Origin of the sequence: Caballeronia sp. dw_19 (assembly GCF_018449515.1) — a bacterium.
GTDB lineage: Bacteria > Pseudomonadota > Gammaproteobacteria > Burkholderiales > Burkholderiaceae > Caballeronia.
This window is the reverse complement of record NZ_JAAVUQ010000001.1, coordinates 39,181-57,786: the sequence shown is the minus strand read 5'-3', so window position 1 is coordinate 57,786 and position 18,606 is coordinate 39,181. Positions and strand designations below refer to the sequence as shown.

The following is an 18,606-nucleotide window of genomic DNA, read 5'->3' as shown; positions in this document are numbered from 1 at the left end:
CTCCATGCGCAGCGACGTCATCCGCGTCTACAAGACGGTTCACACGTGGACGGGCATTGTTGCCGGTCTTGCGCTTTTTATCGCGTTCTATGCCGGTGCGGTGACCATGTTCAAGGACACGCTGAACGAGTGGGTCACGCCGCCGGCCGCGCATGCCGAGGTTTTCCCGCTGGCTCAGGCGCCGGCCGTTATCGAGCAGACGCTGGCTGAGCATCCGGCGGCACGGCGCCAGTTCACCTTGCGGATCGAACCTGCGGGCGCGGCCAGTCTTTCGTGGCGCGAGCCCGGCAAGCCGCAGCGTTTCACCGCCACGCTCGATGATGCTACCGGCAAGCTCGAAACGCATGCGCGCGGCGCGTCAAACGCAGCAAGTTTCATCGATATCCTGCATATGACCGCCGGCATTCCAGGCGGTTTCGATGTCGGCATGAGCGTGATGGCCGTGGTGTCGCTGCTTTACGGGCTCGCGCTGGTGTCCGGTGTGATCGTGCTGCTGCCGAGCCTGATCAAGGATCTGTTTGCGTTACGCGTGGGTAAGAATCTCAAGCGGATGTGGCTCGATGCGCACAACGTCGTGGGCATTCTGAGCTTGCCGTTTCATGTGGTGATGGCGTTATCGGTTGTCGCGTTCGGGCTGAGCGACACCATTTTTGCGGTGCAGGATCGCGTGATCTATGGCGGCACGCTCAGCGCCACCGTGCAGGCCCAGAACCCGTATTACGCGAAGGCGCCAGTTGTGCCGGGCGGTTCCGTGACGCTTGTCTCACCGCTTCAGATAGTGGCCGCGGTGAAGCAGCACGCGCCGGAATTCGAGCCGGTGGAATTGAGTTATCGGGGAGCGGGGGCACCGGGCGCGACGGTATTGGTGAGTGGCGATGATCCGCGTTATCTGGCGCGCAGTGGAGGATTTGCGCTGCTGGATCCGGTGACCGGGCGCTTTCTGAATGCTCAATTCCTGCCCGGTGCCGCCGATGGGAACGCGTGGTCCGCCGCCACCAGCGCATTTTTCGCGTTGCACTTCGGCAGTTATGGTGGCGAGCCGATTCAATGGGGTTATTTCTTTCTCGGCCTGGCCGGCGCGTTCTTGTTCTATTCGGGCAATTTGCTTTGGATCGAGAGTCGCCGGAAGCTCGAACGGGGTGCCGGCGTAGTCAAGCAACGGCCTGCGACCTACTTCATGGCAGCGCTGACTGTTGGCGTGACGCTGGGTTGCGTGGCCGGTATTTCCGCGACGCTCGCAGCGGGGAAGTTGTTGCATGGCCGCGTGGCGGATTTATCGGCGTGGCACGCCCGGATTTATTACACGGTGTTCCTGGCGAGTATTGCGTGGTCGTTCGTGCGAGGCGGAGCGCGGGGATCGGTCGAGCTTTTGGCGCTGGCAACGGGCGCCACTTTGCTGGTGCCGCTGGCTTCAGTTGCAGGCTGGCTTTTTCCCGCCACGGGGCTGTGGTTTGAGCCTGCGGCGGCCGGGGTGGATATATGTGCGCTGATAGGCGCCGCGTGTTTTGCCTGGATGCTGCGGGCAACCGCGAAGCGGGCTGCGACAGGGCGGCAGGATAGCGTATGGGGATATTCCGCTCGTGCGCGATGATGGGTTTTGCGTGGGGCTTTGTCTGGTACCGGAAGGGGGCGAATGCAGATTGTCGCCGCTCGGCAAGGCGATGCGCTTGAGGCATGAGGCTGATTTTCTATCGCTGCGGTTTGATCGACACCGCTTTCAGACCCGAGCAGAACCGAGTGCTGTGCCAAGGCAATATCCCATGCTCGACCATGCTTAGGAGGGTGCAAGACACTGTTCGCTACGTCACGCTGTCTTACATCCGTCTCTTCATTGCATGGCCGCCGACCGCGCTTTCACGTCACAACCGGTAGGCCGTGCGTCCAACGAACAGGCGCGTCGGGACCGCTTTGACTGACTCTCCTCGGGGAGAAGAGACGGACGACGGCCTCTCCGGCACGCCGACAAAACCGGTCCACTGCGCGTTCCGTTTTCAGAAGTCCGTGGTCATCGAAAGCAGCAGCGTACGCGGTCTCCCCTGCGTCAGGTATGCGCCGGTCGCCGAGGCCCAGTAAGCCTTGTTCGTCACGTTTTCCACGGTCGCACGGAACGTGGTGACGTGTTTCAGGACGCTCGTCGTGTAGCGCGCGCCGAGATCGAAACGGTCCCAGGCCGGGATCGGCAGCTTGTTCTGCGCGTCGAGATACTGGTTGCTCGTGTGGATCCACGCGGCATTGACCGTGACGCCGGGCAGCATCGGAAGATCGTATTCCGCACCGACGTTGAACAGATAGCTCGGTACGCCCACCGGGCGCAAGCCGTCGGTGGCTCCTCCGTCCGTGTCGAGTTGCTTGGCGTTGATCAGCGTCGCGCCCGCGAGCACGCGCACGCCTTGCAGCGGCTGGCCATACACCGACAACTCAATACCACGATGACGCTGCGTGCCGTTGGCGCCGAACAGATTGGTCGCGCTGTCGGTGTAGACGGACGGCTGTTCGATCTGGAACGCCGACAGCGTCGCGCCGAAGTGATTCGAATCGTACTTCGCGCCCACTTCGTATTGCTTCGTCCTGTTCGGCGAAAGCGTCTGGCCCACGTTGGCCGCGCCGAAAGGCGCACTCTGCCCGGCGCTCAGCGATTCGCTGCGGTTCGCAAACAACGCGATATTGTTCGTCGGCTTCACGACGAGCCCGAAGATGGGGGTCGTGATCGACTGGTCGAACGATGACGAGATGGTGTCGGTGCCGACCGTGAAGTTGTTCTGGTGCAACTGCTGATGGCGCGCGCCGATCGTGAACAGGACGCGATCGTTCAGGAAACCGAGCGTGTCGGAGATGGCCACGCTGCGCGTCAGGATCTGGTCGGCAAGACCGGGATCGGCGAAACTTCCTGCGACAAAACCATTTGCCGCAGGCTCGGGCACGATGCCTCCGCCATAGAGGCTTGTCGGGAACGAGCCGCTGAACGCGAACGCTTCACGATCCTCTAGCGTCGTGATCGCGAAACCCGCGCTGACCAAGTGGGTGACTGGCCCGGTGGAGAAGTGCCCGCGTACGCCGGCTTCGGCGGACAACGCATCGGTGGTGCGCAAGATGTCGCCGCGCGTCGCGGTCGTGCCGGCAATGGAATCGAAGGTCGGCGACGAGTACGTGCCGTCCTCGTGCGAGCGATGGATGCCGCCGCTTGCATACGCCGTCCACGCGGGCGCGAAGTCGTATTCGGCCCGCGCGATACCGACTGTGTCTTCGAGCGTGCTTTGCGTCCAGGGCTGAGCAAAATTGTTCGCAGCGGACGGGACCGTTGGCACCTGATCGCCGGTCACGGAAACCGTCGAGCGTCCTTGATCGATATTCCTGCGCTGGTAGAGAAAATCGCCATACAAACGCACCTTGTCGCCGCGATAGTCAAGCGAGACGGCAGTTGACGTGTTGTGGCGGAATTCATCGTCGATACTGGTTTCGCCGCCGAGGATCGCGCTATTCACGCGAATGCCGAACTGTCCTTCGTCGCCGAAGCGGCGGCCGACATCGACGTGCGTTCCCAGTTGGCCTGAACCGCTGCCTTCGACCGTCACGCGCGTCAGCGGTTTGTCGTCTGCGCGTTTCAGTTCCAGATTGATGCCGCCGCCCACTGCGGAACCGGTCGGCGACGCGCCGTTCAGAAAAGCGTTGGCGCCTTTGAATACGTCAACGCGTTCCAGCACTTCGGTTGCTACCAGCTGGCGCGGCGTGATGCCGTACAGGCCATTCAACGAGACGTCGTCCCCGGTCAGTTGAAAGCCGCGAATGACGAAAACTTCTGAAAAGTTGCCAAACCCGAAGGCTGGACGAACGCCGGGATCATGCGACAAGAGTTCGCCGACCGAATGCGCTTGTTGATCTTCGATCGCCTTCGACGTGTAACTCGTCATGCTGAAAGGCACGTTGATCATTTCTTGATTGCCAAGCACTCCGAACTTTGCACCGCGCGCGATCTGGCCGCCGTCGTAGGCGGGGGCGAAATCACCCGGCAGCGGTTCCTTGGCCGCCTGAACCTTCACTGCGGGCAATACGTTTTCCGTCGCCTCGGGCGAAGCGGTCTGTGCCCGGGCGGTGGAGGTTACGCCGATTGTCAGGGGGAGCGCCGCGTAGAGGAACGCGAGGCGAACGGCATTGGATAACGGTCGGACGGACGATGAACCGGTAAAAATAGACATGGCGATTAGATAGTTGGCACGCGAAGCGGTTGCGGAGTGAGGGCGAGCAGGCGAGTTGCAGATAAGTAGCGGACTGTCGGAAATCGCGCGCGTGGCGCCATCAGGCAAGCGATGCCGTCACGCGCGACATTTCGGTCTTGTAGCCGATCGACAAATTACAGGGAGCTAAGAACTGGCTGACGGATTATACACGAATGCGAATCGTTATCATTTGTAGTTTCAATAACAATAACACTGCGGTGTGACCGGGGAGGCTTACTGGGAAAGGCGGGGAAAGAGGGGCCGTTGACGGCCGAGTAATGGGGTTGGGTGCTGTTGGGCGTTTCTGTGCGAACGATACGGTTGATCCAGCCCCTTAAACTCCGCCGACCCACCGTTCTTCCGATGCCTTCAAATGCGACCGCATGGCGGCCTGCGCGGCGATAGGATCGCGCGCTTCCAGCGTCCTCAGGATCCGCTCGTGCTCGGAGAGCGCGACGCCCCATGTCGTGATGTTTTCTGCCAGTCCGCTCACCTTGGCGGCGATCGGGTCGTTACGGCCATCGAATAACTCGCCGACCAGCCGTGTCAGCACCGAATTCCCCGCAATTTCAGCTAGCGTCATATGAAACTGCCGGTCCGGTTCCAGCGGCGAGCGTCCTTCCGCGATCAGGTCACGCATCGACTCCACGCTCTTTTGCAGCCTGCCCATTCCGTCCGGTGTCAGCCGCGTGCAAGCCAGCACGATCACGCATCCCTCGATCGCCGCACGCGCCTGCATCAACTCGGTAGGACTCTCGCCCATGGAGGTTAGCGGCGGCTCTTCGGTGTTGCCGTCGCACACATACACGCCCGAGCCCATCCGGATCTCGACTTGACCGCGAATTTCCAACGCAATCAACGCCTCCCGCAACGATGGCCGCGACACGCCCAACTGCTGTGCAAGCTCGCGTTCCGGCGGCAAGCGCGTCCCCGCCTGGAAGCTGCCGAGGCGGATCAGCGTATTGATCTGGTCGGCGATGGTCTGATACAGCCGTCGCGTTTCAATCGGTTTCACAGATATCGTCATGAGTGTCCGGCAGGGATCGGAGTGTAAGGTGGCTTGACCAATTGCTTTCAGGATCGCTTGACCGGCATGCCGATGAATATAAGGGTAAATACCGCGATTCCAGAGTGGGCCTAACGCCATTATCATTCGGAACAGGTAAGGCCACGTGATGAAGCAGAAAAATTGGCTTGACCACTTGGTGCCAGAACGGTGATTGGCGCCACCCCAGAATCAGAGACCCCGCCGAGGAGACAACGCCGGTGCAAATGCTCATACGAGTCGACGAGGCCCAGCAATGAACGTGGCAGCCGAACAGGGCGCGCCGGATATTGCGCCGCATACTGAGCGCCCGCACGCCATGCCGGACGAGCCCTTGCTGCGGCTGAACAGCGTCGGCAAGCGTTTTCCTGGCGTGATCGCGCTGCAGAACGTCAGTTTCGACGTGCGCGCGGGCGAAGTGCACGCCATTTGCGGCGAAAACGGCGCGGGCAAGTCGACGCTCATGAAGATCGTCAGCGGCCAATATCGGCCGGATGAGGGCGACATCTACATCGACGGCCGCGAGCACCATTTCGCATCCACGCTCGAAGCGCAGGCTGCGGGCATCGCGATCATTCATCAGGAACTGAACCTGATCCCGCATTTGTCCATCGCGGAAAATATCTTTCTGGCGCGCGAGCCGAAGCGCGGATTTTTCATCGACCGGGCGCGTCTCGCCGCTGATTCACAGACGGCGCTCGATCGCATCGGCCTGCCGCTGAAACCGCGCACGCTGGTTGGATCGTTGTCGGTCGCCCAGCAGCAGATGATCGAGATCGCCAAGGCGCTGTCGCTCAACGCGCGCCTCTTGATCATGGATGAACCCACGTCGTCGCTGACCGAATCCGAGACCGTGCATTTGTTCCGGATCATCAAGGAGTTGCGTGCGGCGGGTGTGGGCATTGTCTATATCTCGCATCGGCTGGACGAGCTGGCCGAGATCGCCGATCGCGTCACTGTGCTGCGTGACGGCCGCACCATTTCCACCGATGACTTCGCTGCCACCACCATCGAGCAAGTGGTCTCGCATATGGTTGGCCGCGATCTGGACGATGTCTTTCCCGAACGCAAATCAAAGCCGACGGATGAAGTACTACTAAGCGTCAATGGCCTCAAGCGTCGCGATGTGTTCGGACCGGTGAGCTTTGAATTGCGTCGCGGGGAAATCCTGGGGTTTGCGGGATTGATGGGCTCGGGGCGCACTGAAGTGGCGCGCGCGGTGTTCGGCGCCGATCCGGTGGAGGCGGGCGAAGTCCAGTTGCAGGGCAAGCTGCTTTCGATCCATTCGCCCATCGACGCGATCCGCAACGGCATTGCGTATCTATCGGAAGATCGCAAGGGCAACGGTCTTGCGTTGCAGATGACGGTCGCGAAGAACATCACGCTCGCGAACATGGAAGCCGTATCGGGCGCGGGCGGTTTTATCCGCTTCGACGAGGAGGCGAAGGTCGCGCGCAAATATATCGATGCACTGGGCATTCGTACGCCGAGCGTGAACCAGATCACGCGCAATCTTTCGGGCGGCAATCAGCAAAAAGTCGTGATCAGCAAATGGCTGTTCCGCGAATCGAAGATCCTGTTCTTCGATGAACCCACGCGCGGCATCGACGTCGGTGCGAAATACGCGATCTATGAACTCATGGACCGGCTCGCGGCGCAGGGTATCGGCGTTGTATTGATCAGCTCGGAGTTGCCCGAAATCATGGGCATGACGGATCGCGTGGCCGTGTTTCATGAAGGCCAGATAGCGGGCGTGCTCGAGACCCGTAAAACCAATCAGGAAGAAATCATGCACTACGCATCAGGACGGATCGCCCATGCTTGAGATGACTACCGACCCGGCGCACGCCGACCGTGCCCGCGCCCGTGAACGCCGCAAGGACCTGATCCAGAAGTTCGCGGCACTGGGAAGCCTGGTGATGCTCGTGGTCGTGTTCTCGGCGACCAGCAATGCGTTCATGTCGCTTGGCAACGGCATGACCGTGGCGCTGCAGGTGACGTCCATCGCTTATCTCGGGATCGGCGCGACGTGCGTGATCATCACCGGCGGTATCGACTTGTCAGTCGGGTCAGTGCTCGCGCTGTCGGGTGTGGCCGCCGCGATGCTCGTGAAAGCCGGCGTGCCCGTGCCTATCGGCATGCTCGGCGGTGTGGTCGTGGGCGCGATCTGCGGCGCATTCAACGGCTTGTTCGTCACGCGCATGGGCTTGCCGCCGTTCATCGCGACGCTGGGCATGATGCTCGTTGCGCGCGGCGTGGCGTTGCAGATTACCGGCGCGCGGCCGGTCTCGGGACTCGGCGATTCGTTCGCCGAACTCGGCAACGGCTCGCTCTTTCGCGTGGTCCGCATGGGCTCGGACGGGTTTCCCGACATCGTGTTTCCGGGTATTCCGTATCCCGTGATCATCATGGTCGTGCTGGCGGTGCTGGTCGCTATCATGCTCAGCCGCACCTCGCTCGGGCGGCACATTTACGCGGTCGGATCGAATGCGGAAGCGGCGCGGCTGTCCGGCGTGAACGTGAATCGCGTGAAGCTGTTTACCTACGTGCTGTCCGGCGCGCTTGCGGGGCTGACCGGCTGCGTGCTGATGTCGCGACTGGTCACGGCGCAGCCGAACGAAGGCGTGATGTACGAACTCGATGCCATCGCGAGCGCGGTGATTGGCGGCACGTCGCTGATGGGCGGCGTTGGCACGATCTCCGGCACGGCGATTGGCGCGTTCGTGATCGGCATTTTGCGCAACGGGCTGAACATGAACGGGGTATCGAGTTTCATCCAGCAGATCATCATCGGCCTGGTTATCCTGGGGACGGTTTGGATTGACCAGATCCGTAACCGGAGATGAGTTTCATCGAACGCGCCTCGAGCGTTCGCGTTTTTAGACGAGAGCAAGGGTCCCACGGGGTCTTACAAAATCAACAGGAGCGAGACATGAAACTGACTACGAAGGCGATGTTTACCGCTGTGCTTGCCGTCGCTGCGAGCAGCGCGTTTGCAGCGGGTGGCGAGATTGCCGTGATCGTGAAGAGTGCCGATTCGAACTACTGGCAAAACGTCAACAAGGGCGCGACCGCAGCCATGGCCGCGGAGAAGGGTTACACGATGACCTTCCAGGGCCCGGCCGCCGAATCCGACATAGCCGCCGAAGTGAACATGGTCGAGAACGCGGTGAACCGGAAAGTCGCGGGCATCGTGCTGGCGGCGTCCGACCCGGACGCGCTGGTGCCGGCCGTGAAGAAGGCATGGGAAGCGCATATTCCGGTGGTGATCATTGATTCGGCCCTGTCTGATTCGGGCAAGCCGTATTACCAGGCTTTCCTGTCCACCGACAACGAAAAGGCCGGCGAGATGTGCGCTCAGGCGTTGATCGCGCGGGTGGGGCAGACGGGCAAGATTGCGTTGATGTCGTATGTGGCTGGTGCGGGGTCCGAGGTGGGGCGCGTGGGCGGGTTCCGCAAGTATCTGACGGCGCATTCGAAGTTGCAGGTGGTCGGTCCGTATTACTCGCAGTCGCAAATGGCGAACGCGTTGAATCAGACGACTGACGTGCTGGCCGCCAATCCTGATCTGAAGGGAATTTTCGGGGCGAACGAGCCGACGGCCGTGGGGATGGGACGTGCGCTGGCCCAGTCGGGCAAGGCGGGTAAAGTGATTGCGGTTGGATTCGACGGTAATTCGGATCTGCAGAACTTCGTGAAGGACGGAACGATCCAGGCTATCGCGGTGCAAGGCTCGTATCAGATGGGCTATAAGGGCATTCAGACGGTGATTGGCGTGATTGAGAAGAAGGCCCCGCCGAAGTTTGTCGATACGGGTGTCGTCATGGTCGATAAAGAGAATATTGATCAGCCGGCGGCGAAGAACGTGCTGTATTGAGCGTTGTTGATCACTGCCCTTGGTTAAGGGCTACGCGGGTGATGCGCAGTGCGAAGGGATTTCAGGTTGATCCTTTTGCGCTGCGTTTTTTTGTGATCGGGTTTGGTGGTTCCGCTTCGCCGAACGCTCATTGCGGCTTTGTTGCCGATTTCTCCATTACCTTCACCGGTAGGACAATCTGTTCCCGCCGCGTGGCTATCCGCCGCATATCTCCTCGCATACCATGCCGTATCGATTACGATCCTGGCCTGATATGCAAACACCCTTGTACCGATGGTTATTGGCTGCTACCGCTTCCGCCACTTTATTCACCAGCGCCGCTCAAGCCCAGGTCGATACGACCAAAAGCACGGTGACGGCGACATCGAAGCAAATGAACGTGCCGGTTGAAGGCAAGTTCAAGAAGTTCAACGCGCAACTCGACTTCGATCCGGCCAAGCCGGCTGCGGGCAGCGCGAATATCAGCATCGATACGAGCAGCTACGATCTCGGCGATGACAGCTACAACAAGCAAGCCGCGAACAAGGACTGGTTCGATACCGCCCATTTCCCGACCGCTACATTTGCGTCGACGGCGATCGCACCAGCCGGTGGAACCAAGTTCAACGTCAGCGGCAAGTTGACCATCAAGGGCAAGTCGCAGAACGTCACGGTGCCGGTCACGGTGACGAGTCAGGGCGCGACGCAAACCTTCGATGGCTCATTGCCTATCAAACGCACGCAGTTCGATGTCGGCTCGGGTGAATGGAAAGACACCTCGGTCGTGGCAGACGAAGTGATCATCAAGTTTCATCTCGTCGCCGCCAAGAAATAAACCAAGAAATAAGCGCTCATCGATCATCACATTCATCCTGGAAAACTCATGAAAAAGAACCTTCTGATTGCAGCCGCTGGCGCGCTTTTCGCGGCCGTTTCATTTAGCGCGATGGCTGAAGAAGTCACGTACCAACTCGACCCGAGCCACACCTACCCGAGCTTCGAAACCGACCACTTCGGCGGCATCTCGATCTGGCGCGGCAAGTTCGACAAGAGCAGCGGCACGGTGACGCTCGATCGCGCGGCCAAGAAGGGCACGCTGGACGCGACCATCGACATGACGTCGATCGATATCGGCAATGACAAGCTGAATGGCGAACTGAAGAGCGCGCAATTTTTCGATGCCGACAAGTTCCCGACAGCGACCTACAAGGGTACGTCGATGAAGTTCAAGGGCGACGTGCCCGTTGAAGTGATCGGTGAACTGACCCTGCATGGCGTGACGAAGCCGCTGAACTTGAAGATCGAATCGTTTAAGTGCTTCACGAACCCGATGCTGAAGAAGGAAGTGTGCGGCACGGAGTCGACGGCAACGTTTGATCGCGGCGACTTCGGCGTGGACTACGGTAAGGCGTATGGCTTCAAGATGAAGACCACGCTGCATATTCAAGCCGAAGGCGTGAAGCAGTAAATCCACTGATGGATGCCGGCGTGGAGATCATCATGCCGGTCGTTCAGGACACAGAGGCCGTTCAGCTTATGCGGGAACGGCCTTTTGGTTTGTAAGCTCGGCTCGAATTCGCACCTAGGTTTGCGTAGTTCCCCCGGCGCTGCAACCCGGCGTTACCTGTATATCATCGCCGCACTCATCATCAATGCTCTTATGTCATGAATGAAATGACATGCGGGCTATCGTCAAACCGGGTCCCGTCCAACACAATCCTCTCCAACGCAGCGCTTGCTGCCTCATTTTATGGAGAGAGACCATGTTTGCAGTGACCGGAATCACAGGGCAGGTTGGGGGCGTGGTTGCACGTTTGTTGTTAGCAGCCGGCCAAGATGTTCGCGCGGTTGTTCGCGACGCAGCGAAGGGCGAAATTTGGGCGAAGCAGGGCTGTGAAGTCGCGCTCGCCGACGTCAACGATCAACAGGCGTTGCAACACGCGTTTGAGGGCACTGAAGGCGTGTTTGTCCTGCTTCCGCCAACGTATGACCCAACGCCAGGCTTTCCTGAAGCGCGCAAGACTATCGCCACGTTGCGGGCCGCGCTCGCGGCTGCCAAACCGTCCAAGGTCGTTGTGCTGTCCACTATTGGCGCACAAGCTACGCAGCCGAATTTGTTGAACCAGTTACAAATCCTCGAACAGGAACTGGGCACGCTGCCAATGCCCGTGGCTTTCCTGCGCGCCGCATGGTTCATCGAAAATGCTGCATGGGATCTGGCATCGGCACGCGATTCAGGCATCGTGCCCAGCTTCCTGCAGCCTCTCGATAAACCCGTGCCGATGGTCGCCACCGCCGATATCGGCCGCGTTGCAGCGGAACTGCTGCGTGAGTCGTGGACGGGGCGCCGCATTGTCGAACTGGAAGGGCCGCAACACATCTCACCCAACATGATTGCCGAGAGCTTCGCGCGCCTGCTTGGCCGCGACGTCCGCATGCAAGCCGTGCCACGCGACACGTGGGAAGACCTGTTCCGCTCGCAAGGGATGACAAACCCGACGCCGCGCATGCAGATGATCGATGGCTTCAATGAAGAGTGGATCTGCTTCGAAGGCGCCGAAAGCGAAGTGCGCAAAGGCCATGTACTGCTCGATACGGTATTGCAATCGCTGATTGAAAAGGCGTCGTAGAAGGGCATCGATCCTCAGGGTTCGGCTTGGGAGAATCCACCCTTATTAAGGAGTACAACCAATGACTCATACGGAAGAAAATACGAGCCTCAAAGGCCGCCTCGATGGCAAGAAAGTGATCGTGCTTGGCGGTTCATCGGGTATCGGCTACGCGGTGGCGGAGTATGCGCTGGCCGAAGGCGCGCGGGTCGTGATTGGATCGAGCCATGCGGGACGTGTCGAGGCTGCGGTCACGGCGCTTGGCGCGAATGCCGAGGGCCATGCGCTCGATCTCACGGATGAATCCGCTATTGAAGCGTTTTTCAACGCGACCGGCGGCTTCGATCATCTGGTGTTTACCGCCGGGGATTCGCTGCGGCTTGGCGAGATCGCCACGACGGATTTATCGCTGGCAAGACGCGCCTTCGATATCCGCTATTGGGGTGCGCTCGCTGCGGTCAAATATGCTACACCGCATATTGTGGCGGGCGGTTCGATTGTGTTGACAACGGGCGTCGCGGCGTTGCGTCCGCGCAGTGGTTGGGCATTTGGCGCGAGCGTGTGCGGAGCAATGGAAGCGCTCACGCGGGCGCTTGCCGTGGAACTCGCGCCGGTGCGGGTGAATGCTGTATCGCCAGGATTGATCGCGACGAACCTATGGCAGAACATGTCCGAAGAAGACCGGCAGGCGATGTACGAACAGGCCGGCAAGCATTTGCCGGTCGGACGAGTGGGCGAGGCACGCGATGTCGCGGCTGCGTATCTGTTCCTGATGGAAAGCGCGTTTGCAACGGGACAGACGCATGTAGTCGATGGCGGGGCGGTGCTGGTTTAGGGCGCGCTGGGTAAAGCGCCGCAAGGCTAAAACTGGAGGGACTTGAACCCCTTCAGATTCCCAATGGCGCGATGTCGTACTTCCCGCGCCTTTAGACACTACTCGCGACTAAAAAAAGTGGCTTGGGCGAACCACCGCCCAAGCCACTTTGTCATTTCTGACTCACTGCCTTATCAATTCGTCAGCGACAGATACGGCGAGCTCAACGGCGCTGGCGGGAAGGACAGTGCGCCGGCCTGTTTCGTGAAGCTGTACCGTACGTACACGGCGGCCAGATATTCGCGATACTGATACGCATTGCCAAGAGACGCTGTCGCCCCGACCGTAAGTTGCGGTGCGAGTTGATATTCGCCCGTTGCGCTGAACGAATAAGAGATGCCTGTCTTGCTGTTGCCGGGGTAAACGCCGCCGGCAGTCCCTGGACTTCCAGGCTGGATGTTGCCGGTGGTCGGGAAATAATTCGAAGCATCCTGCCGATAATGCTGCACGCCAATCGACCCCTTGAGGTCGTAGGTGAACGGTCCATTGCGGCCCATATATTCGACCGGGATGTTCAGGATCATGTACTGCTGGGGACTGAAGTAGCCGCCCTGACCATAGGTGAAGTAGGACAGGTTCTTGTCGTAGTGCATCAGCGTGGTGTTTACGCCTGCCGTCAACGTGGTGTTCGCGTCCTGGAACAGGCGCGTATAGAACCCGCCGCCGCCTTTCTCGGACGTATTGCTCGCGACATTGGTGCCGTCGTAGTACTGGAACGCGGCGTTTACATATACGCCGCTCGTTCCATCGTCCCAGCCGAGATCCACGCGTCCGCCGTTCGACGTGACGCCACCCCATTCCAGACCTTGACCCTGATCGTGTGTCCCTGCATAGGAGAGCAAGCTGTCAGTGACCGCGCGGCGCGCGACGGCGATCGAGTACGAGACCTTGTCCGTTACGCTGCCGTTGTACTGTGCGCCGCCGACCACGTTTTCTTCGCTAAAGCCGAGCGGCGTGGTGCCGACATCGAGCTTGACGCTGTTCGTTTCGTATCCCACGGACAAACCAACACCGCTCGCCGTTTGGTTGCCATAGTTGTTAACAAGGGTCGACGCGGCTTGTCCCGAGCCGAAGCGCTTGAGCGTGTCGGCAGTCGTTTGTGCATCGCTCGCGTCCAACGTCACCGGCGTCGCCGTCACGACAATATGCCCGTTCCCCGCCGCGATGCGACCCTGAACCGGCGCTTCGATATCCGTCAGGTTCGACAGCCCGTCCTCGCCGGTGCGTTGGCGAAAGATGATGCCGCCCGACACCGTGCTCGACTGGGCGCGATTGATTTGCGCGAGTTCATCGGCGACGCCTAGCGTCTGTGCGTTTGCTACGCTCGTCGGATTGTTGCCCGCCATACCCGAGTACGCCTGTGCCGTTTGGGCGGGTGCGTAGCCGTAACCGGCTGGTGGTTGCGGAATATAGGGCTGCCCGTAGCCCTGGTTTGCATAAGGTTGCTGCTGCTGCGGATACCCGTACCCCTGTTGCGCATACTGCTGTTGCTGCGGGTAAGGCTGCTGCCTGTAGTCCGTTTCATCGGCTTGGCGGGTATTGCGCGGCGAGGCCTGCTTGCGCGTTGACGTATGTTTCGACTTCGCTGGCGGCGCGCTGGAATACGTGCGGGGTTGCGGCTGCTGAGCGTTTGCCTGCGCTTCGCGGGCAGCGGGCGACATCGGCCACGGCGAACTTGCCGCCGGGTCGTATGGCTGCTGACCTTGCTGATACTGAGCCGGATACGGTTGTTGATATTGCTGCCGATTCTGCCCCTGATATTGCGGCTGATTCGGTTGCTGATAAACCTGCGGCTGATATTGCCCCTGATACTGCCCCGCGTCCTGAGTCGGCGCTTGCCCCGGATAAGGCTGCAACGGCGCCGCGGCCGGACCGCCGGACTGGCTTGAACCGGAGGTATCGGGACCATATCCGCCGCCTGTCGCTGCCGGGCGTGCTACGTTACCCGGCGTCGAATAGGGCGCAACATACGGTGTCGAATAAGGCGCGGCTTGAGGCGGAGGCAAATAATTCGGCACGTTCTGCGTCGGTGAAGAAGGCTGGGGATAGTTGGACGACCCAGAGGGCAGTCCGGGCATCGGCGTGGTCGAGCGCGAGAACAGTCCGACCAGCGGACCGGTCGGTGCGCCCGATGCGCTTGAGGACGTATCGACGGCGGTCTTGCCTTCAAATGGATTGGTGCCGGGTAGCGGCATCGACCCGATGCGCTGCATGGCGGATTCCCAGCCACGCGGTACATTGGGTTGCGCGCCTTGACCCGTAGTACGCGCCGTTTGACCCACCGGCGTATTCGCCGCGATCAACGCCTGCTGCAAATAACGCGATGCCAGCGAAAGCTTGCCCTCGGCGTGATACATGCGGCCGGTCGCGGCGAGCACGCGGGGGTCGTCGGGCGCGGCACGCAGCGCCTGATTCGCCGTTGCCTCAGCAAACGAAAATTCCTTCGCGCCCGACGCCGCGCCAATCGTCGCTACCTGCAGGTCGATGTCGTCAGGGCGTCGAGCCAGCGCTGCACGATAACTTGCGAGGGCGCTGCGATCATCGCCGGCAGAGCTGTACAAACGGGCCAGCGCGCCTTGGAGATCGGGGTTGTCGGGCATGGCGGAAAGCCAGGGCGCGATCACATCGTAGGCACTTGCCAGGTCTCCGCGCTGACGCACGGTATCGGCTTGTTTCACCACAATGCCAATGTTCAGGTTGTTGAAGTCGATGCGTTGCTGCGGCGTGAGCTGCGACGCGGCCAGCCGCCGCATGACCGAGCTCAGTTCCGCTTCCTGCTGCGGATTCGTCTGGCCCGCGGCGACAGGAACAGCGGTAAGGATACCTGCGTATTGCAGCAGCAGGCCGGTATCGTCGGGGGCGGCGGCCATTGCGCCGCGCACCAGCGACAACGCGCGCATGGTGTCGCCCGCCTGCAGATACGACGAAGCCAGCACGCCGATCAGTTCCGGGCTGCCCTGCGCAGTCGGCGTAGCGGCTTGCAGAATTGCTTCGGCTTGTTGCGTCTGCCCGGCACGCGACATCCGGTTCGCGAGTTCCGCCTGGGTGTGAACCCATAAGCGGTGTTGCAGCACGGTCATGGCCGTCGTGCGCTGGTTGACCGGGACGCGTTCCAGCTGCGATAAACCCGTCGCCCAGTCCTGCGTTTCGGCCGAGAGCAGCGCGCTTGCGTAAAGCGCATCGGTCATGTCCGGGTGCGCGGCGAGCAAGCCGTCCATCATGCTGCGCGCATTGCCGACCGCGCCTTGGCGCACATAAATGCGGGCGAGGTCGAGGCGCATCCAGGCATCGTCGGGATTGTTCAGCAGCGCGTCTTCGAAGAGACTGCGCGCGGTGCCGAGGTCACCTCGCGCTTCCGCGGCACGTGCCTGCGCCGCCTGCGCTTCGCCGCGCAGCTTGTTGATGCCGCCGGCCTTCGCCTGCTGTTCCGCGTTCAGCTGGTTCGCGAAGCTGAGCGCCTCGTCGCCACGGCCTTGCGCGGCCAGTGCACCGACCAGTCCGCGAATCGCGTCAGGGTTGTCGGCCTGACGGCGCAGCGCCATTCTGTAAGCCTGTTCCGCGCCACGCGGGTCGCCGCTATTGAGCAGCGTTTCGCCGAGCATGGTCTGCGCGGTGGTATCCGACGGATTCAGCGCAATCGCGCGCTCGAAATCCGACCGCGCTTTCGCGATCTCGCCGTTGCTGCGCGCGCCGATACCGGCGCTCGTATAACTCCAGTAAGTCGCGCTGGTGAGCGCATCTTTCCACCGAGCCGGATTACCGGCACGCGATGCACGCTCCAGATACGTGCGCGCTTCGTCGAATTTTTCTTGCTTCAATGCGGCGATGCCCATGCCGCCGAGCGCATCGCCATCGTTCGGGCTATTCGTTAGCACAGCCGAAAAACGCGCGCGCGCCGTGACGATATCGCCACGATCCAGCGCTGCGAAACCATCGGCGACCGCGCGGCCCCGGGCATCGACGGCGGCATCCGCTTGCACGCGATCGCGAGCTTGCTTGTCTTGCTGGACCATCGAATCGAAACGCGCCTTGACCGCAGGATCGTCCGGCGATGCTTGCAAATACGCTTGATAAAGCGGTGCGTCGGACGGGCGTGCGCCAAGCCACAGCAGCGCCTGGCGCCAGCTTTTTTTGGCCTGCTCGCCGACCGTGCTGTCAGTGCTCAACTGTGCGAGGCGGGCGATGCCGTCACGCCGTGTCGTGTCGCGGTAGGTCAGGTGCTGCGCGAGCGCCAGCGCGTAGCGCGGGTCGTTGGGATTCTGGCGCGCGAGCTGTGTCAGGCCCTGACGCGCCTGATCCCAGCCTTGCGGCGTGGCGGCAAGTGCCTGGTAATACTCGAGCGTGAGTTCGGGTGTGGCGGGCTTGCCTTCGATCGCGCGCTGATATTCCTGCACCGCTGACGCATTCTGCCCGCTTTGCGCGAGCCGCCGGGCGTCGTTCACGGTCTGGTCGCGCGGGCTGGTTTCGCCCAGCCGCTGGCCGAGTTCATCGATATTCGGATACTGCGGCGCTGCTTCCCGCAAGCGCTGCAGATACTGCTGTGCACCGCTGCCGTCCTTGCGGTCCGCGAGGATGATGCCCATGCCATAGAGCGCGTCGGGTTGCTTCGGGTCGATGCGCAGCACCTTCTGCCACGCCTGCTCGGCCAGATCGCCCCGGCGATGCGCCTGCCAATAACGACCCTGATCGATCAGCACGGTCAACGGCGAATTGGCGCCGGCACCGGCAACAGGGCCTGCGGTGGCAACGCTGTTGGCGGCTTGCGCGAACACGGTGAGCGGCACATTGGCGACGCAGCCAGCCGCGAGACTCAGCGCGATCGCACGCACGCCGGTACGCGGTTTCATTGGGAACAGGGGCCGTTTCAACATGCACTTCTCCAGCTCGGCACGAGTCGGCCGGCTTCGTCGAAACGGTATCGGCCTTCTATAAATCCGGCGCCGAACAAGCCCAGCACCCGGTCGTAATAAACCGGTTCACGGTCAGGATTTGGCGACGCCGTAGCCGATGAAGCGGCCACGGGCGCGTCGAGCGCCGCGAGATGCGTCCGGGCAAGGCCCAGGCCGCGATCGTCGCCGATAGTCCTGAAGTACGGTGCGAGCGCGGCCCAGTAGCTAAGCGGGCCTTCGCCGCTGGTAGCGCCGGTCGCCACATTCACGCGTTCCGGTGGATAGCCGTTTTGCGCGACGGCCTGACGCATGCCGCCGAGCGCGGCGAGCCACTGTTTGCCAAGCGGATCGGCACCAGACGCAAGCCCCGCCCACAAATACACGCGAATAGCGTCATAGCTGCCGGTGTCGGCGGTCTGCGGATCGACGACGAACTGCCCCGACTTGTACGCCGCCCAGTCAGGAGCAAAACCGTGCGGCGCGGTGGTTGCCACGAGCTTGTAGCCGTTCTCGGCAAGCTGGTTCCAAGGGCCGTCCGGCATCTCGCGAGCGAGGCCGCGCAACACCGGCAGCGGTGAATAGCTCGGATTCAGACGCGTCACGTCACCGGTTTGAAAACCCTGCGGACCGGGCAGCAGCATGGGTCCGAGGCCCGCGAGATTCGTCACTTCATGGCGCGCGATCTGGGCAGCCAGCGCCATGCCCAGTTGCGTGTAAGTCTTCTCGTTCCACAGACGTCCGGCTTGCAGCAGGTCGTAGGCGATCCACAGGTCGGAATCGGAGGCCGAATTGGGATCGAGCACGCCGAACGAACCATCCGGCTTCTTGCCCCATTGCCACGACGGCAACCGGACGTTGCCCGGATCGAACTGGTTCGCGGCGAGGTTCGTGCGGGTCCACGCGAGCAGCCGGTCGAAGGTCGCGCGGTCGTTCGCGACCAGCGCGAAGAACATCGCGTATGACTGGCCTTCGGAGGTCGTTTGCTGTGTCGGCGTGGAGTAGTCGATCACGCGGCCGTCAGCCTGCACGAAGCGCGCGGTGAACGTGCGGTAAGCGGTCCAGCCGGTACATTGCGCGGGCGTTGAAGAAGCATAAGCACTGAACGTGGTCCCCATGCCG

Annotated in this window: 12 protein-coding genes; 8 read left to right on the top strand and 4 right to left on the bottom strand. The window is 61.4% G+C overall.

All coding sequences use genetic code 11. The features are described from left to right. The first annotated feature begins 4 nt into the window (after positions 1–4). Entirely contained in the window at positions 5–1,591 is a 1,587-nt protein-coding gene (locus tag HB376_RS00210; protein ID WP_213761441.1) for a PepSY-associated TM helix domain-containing protein, read from the top strand. Positions 1,592–1,991: 400 nt separating this feature from the next. Here HB376_RS00210 and HB376_RS00205 read toward each other — a convergent pair whose 3' ends face one another. Together HB376_RS00205 and HB376_RS00200 are read right to left on the bottom strand one after the other, a co-directional pair. Then, positions 1,992–4,193, bottom strand: a complete 2,202-nt coding sequence (locus HB376_RS00205; RefSeq protein WP_213761440.1) for a TonB-dependent siderophore receptor — start codon at positions 4,191–4,193, stop codon at positions 1,992–1,994. 355 nt (positions 4,194–4,548) lie between these two features. Then, positions 4,549–5,229 (bottom strand): FCD domain-containing protein, encoded by a 681-nt coding sequence (locus HB376_RS00200; RefSeq protein ID WP_213761869.1) that lies wholly within the window; start codon positions 5,227–5,229, stop codon positions 4,549–4,551. Between the two features lie 349 nt (positions 5,230–5,578). On the opposite strand from HB376_RS00200, the gene HB376_RS00195 reads away from it, so the two are divergent. The 7 genes from HB376_RS00195 to HB376_RS00165 all read left to right on the top strand — a co-directional run bounded on the left by HB376_RS00195 (position 5,579) and on the right by HB376_RS00165 (position 12,559). Next, positions 5,579–7,084 carry a sugar ABC transporter ATP-binding protein gene (locus tag HB376_RS00195; protein ID WP_213761868.1) on the top strand — a complete coding sequence of 502 codons (1,506 nt, stop codon included), beginning with the start codon at positions 5,579–5,581 and terminating at the stop codon, positions 7,082–7,084. Beyond that, a complete protein-coding gene (locus HB376_RS00190; protein WP_158934560.1) occupies positions 7,077–8,105 on the top strand; it encodes an ABC transporter permease in 1,029 nt (342 codons plus the stop codon). Before HB376_RS00195 ends, HB376_RS00190 begins: the two co-directional genes overlap by 8 nt. Positions 8,106–8,212: 107 nt before the next feature. Next, positions 8,213–9,136, top strand: a complete 924-nt coding sequence (locus HB376_RS00185) for an ABC transporter substrate-binding protein (protein ID WP_255631117.1) — start codon at positions 8,213–8,215, stop codon at positions 9,134–9,136. Positions 9,137–9,389: 253 nt separating this feature from the next. Then, the gene (locus tag HB376_RS00180) at positions 9,390–9,950 is read left to right on the top strand and encodes a YceI family protein (protein ID WP_213761438.1); all 561 of its coding nucleotides are present in this window, start codon (positions 9,390–9,392) and stop codon (positions 9,948–9,950) included. 48 nt (positions 9,951–9,998) lie between these two features. Next, the gene (locus HB376_RS00175; RefSeq protein WP_213761437.1) at positions 9,999–10,583 is read left to right on the top strand and encodes a YceI family protein; all 585 of its coding nucleotides are present in this window, start codon (positions 9,999–10,001) and stop codon (positions 10,581–10,583) included. A 295-nt stretch (positions 10,584–10,878) separates the two neighbouring features. Continuing rightward, positions 10,879–11,745, top strand: a complete 867-nt coding sequence (locus HB376_RS00170) for an NmrA family NAD(P)-binding protein (protein WP_213761436.1) — start codon at positions 10,879–10,881, stop codon at positions 11,743–11,745. Between the two features lie 61 nt (positions 11,746–11,806). Then, positions 11,807–12,559 (top strand): SDR family oxidoreductase, encoded by a 753-nt coding sequence (locus HB376_RS00165; protein WP_213761435.1) that lies wholly within the window; start codon positions 11,807–11,809, stop codon positions 12,557–12,559. A 173-nt stretch (positions 12,560–12,732) separates the two neighbouring features. On the opposite strand, the gene HB376_RS00160 is transcribed toward HB376_RS00165, so the two are convergent. Both HB376_RS00160 and bcsZ read right to left on the bottom strand, forming a co-directional pair. Next, complete coding sequence (locus HB376_RS00160; RefSeq protein WP_255631085.1) at positions 12,733–17,469, bottom strand: cellulose synthase subunit BcsC-related outer membrane protein; 4,737 nt, start codon at positions 17,467–17,469, stop codon at positions 12,733–12,735. After that, positions 17,463–18,602, bottom strand: a complete 1,140-nt coding sequence (bcsZ, locus tag HB376_RS00155; protein ID WP_255631116.1) for a cellulose synthase complex periplasmic endoglucanase BcsZ — start codon at positions 18,600–18,602, stop codon at positions 17,463–17,465. Before bcsZ ends, HB376_RS00160 begins: the two co-directional genes overlap by 7 nt. Between the last annotated feature and the right edge of the window lie 4 nt (positions 18,603–18,606).

Bases quoted from the DNA above. Each gene is read 5' to 3' on its own strand.
- HB376_RS00210 (WP_213761441.1), top strand. From the start codon at position 5: ATGCGCAGCGACGTCATCCGCGTCTACAAGACGGTTCACACGTGGACG.
- HB376_RS00205 (WP_213761440.1), bottom strand. From the start codon at position 4,193: ATGTCTATTTTTACCGGTTCATCGTCCGTCCGACCGTTATCCAATGCC.
- HB376_RS00195 (WP_213761868.1), top strand. From the start codon at position 5,579: ATGCCGGACGAGCCCTTGCTGCGGCTGAACAGCGTCGGCAAGCGTTTT.
- HB376_RS00190 (WP_158934560.1), top strand. From the start codon at position 7,077: ATGCTTGAGATGACTACCGACCCGGCGCACGCCGACCGTGCCCGCGCC.
- HB376_RS00185 (WP_255631117.1), top strand. From the start codon at position 8,213: ATGTTTACCGCTGTGCTTGCCGTCGCTGCGAGCAGCGCGTTTGCAGCG.
- HB376_RS00180 (WP_213761438.1), top strand. From the start codon at position 9,390: ATGCAAACACCCTTGTACCGATGGTTATTGGCTGCTACCGCTTCCGCC.
- HB376_RS00175 (WP_213761437.1), top strand. From the start codon at position 9,999: ATGAAAAAGAACCTTCTGATTGCAGCCGCTGGCGCGCTTTTCGCGGCC.
- HB376_RS00170 (WP_213761436.1), top strand. From the start codon at position 10,879: ATGTTTGCAGTGACCGGAATCACAGGGCAGGTTGGGGGCGTGGTTGCA.
- HB376_RS00165 (WP_213761435.1), top strand. From the start codon at position 11,807: ATGACTCATACGGAAGAAAATACGAGCCTCAAAGGCCGCCTCGATGGC.
- HB376_RS00160 (WP_255631085.1), bottom strand. From the start codon at position 17,469: ATGTTGAAACGGCCCCTGTTCCCAATGAAACCGCGTACCGGCGTGCGT.
- bcsZ (WP_255631116.1), bottom strand. From the start codon at position 18,602: ATGGGGACCACGTTCAGTGCTTATGCTTCTTCAACGCCCGCGCAATGT.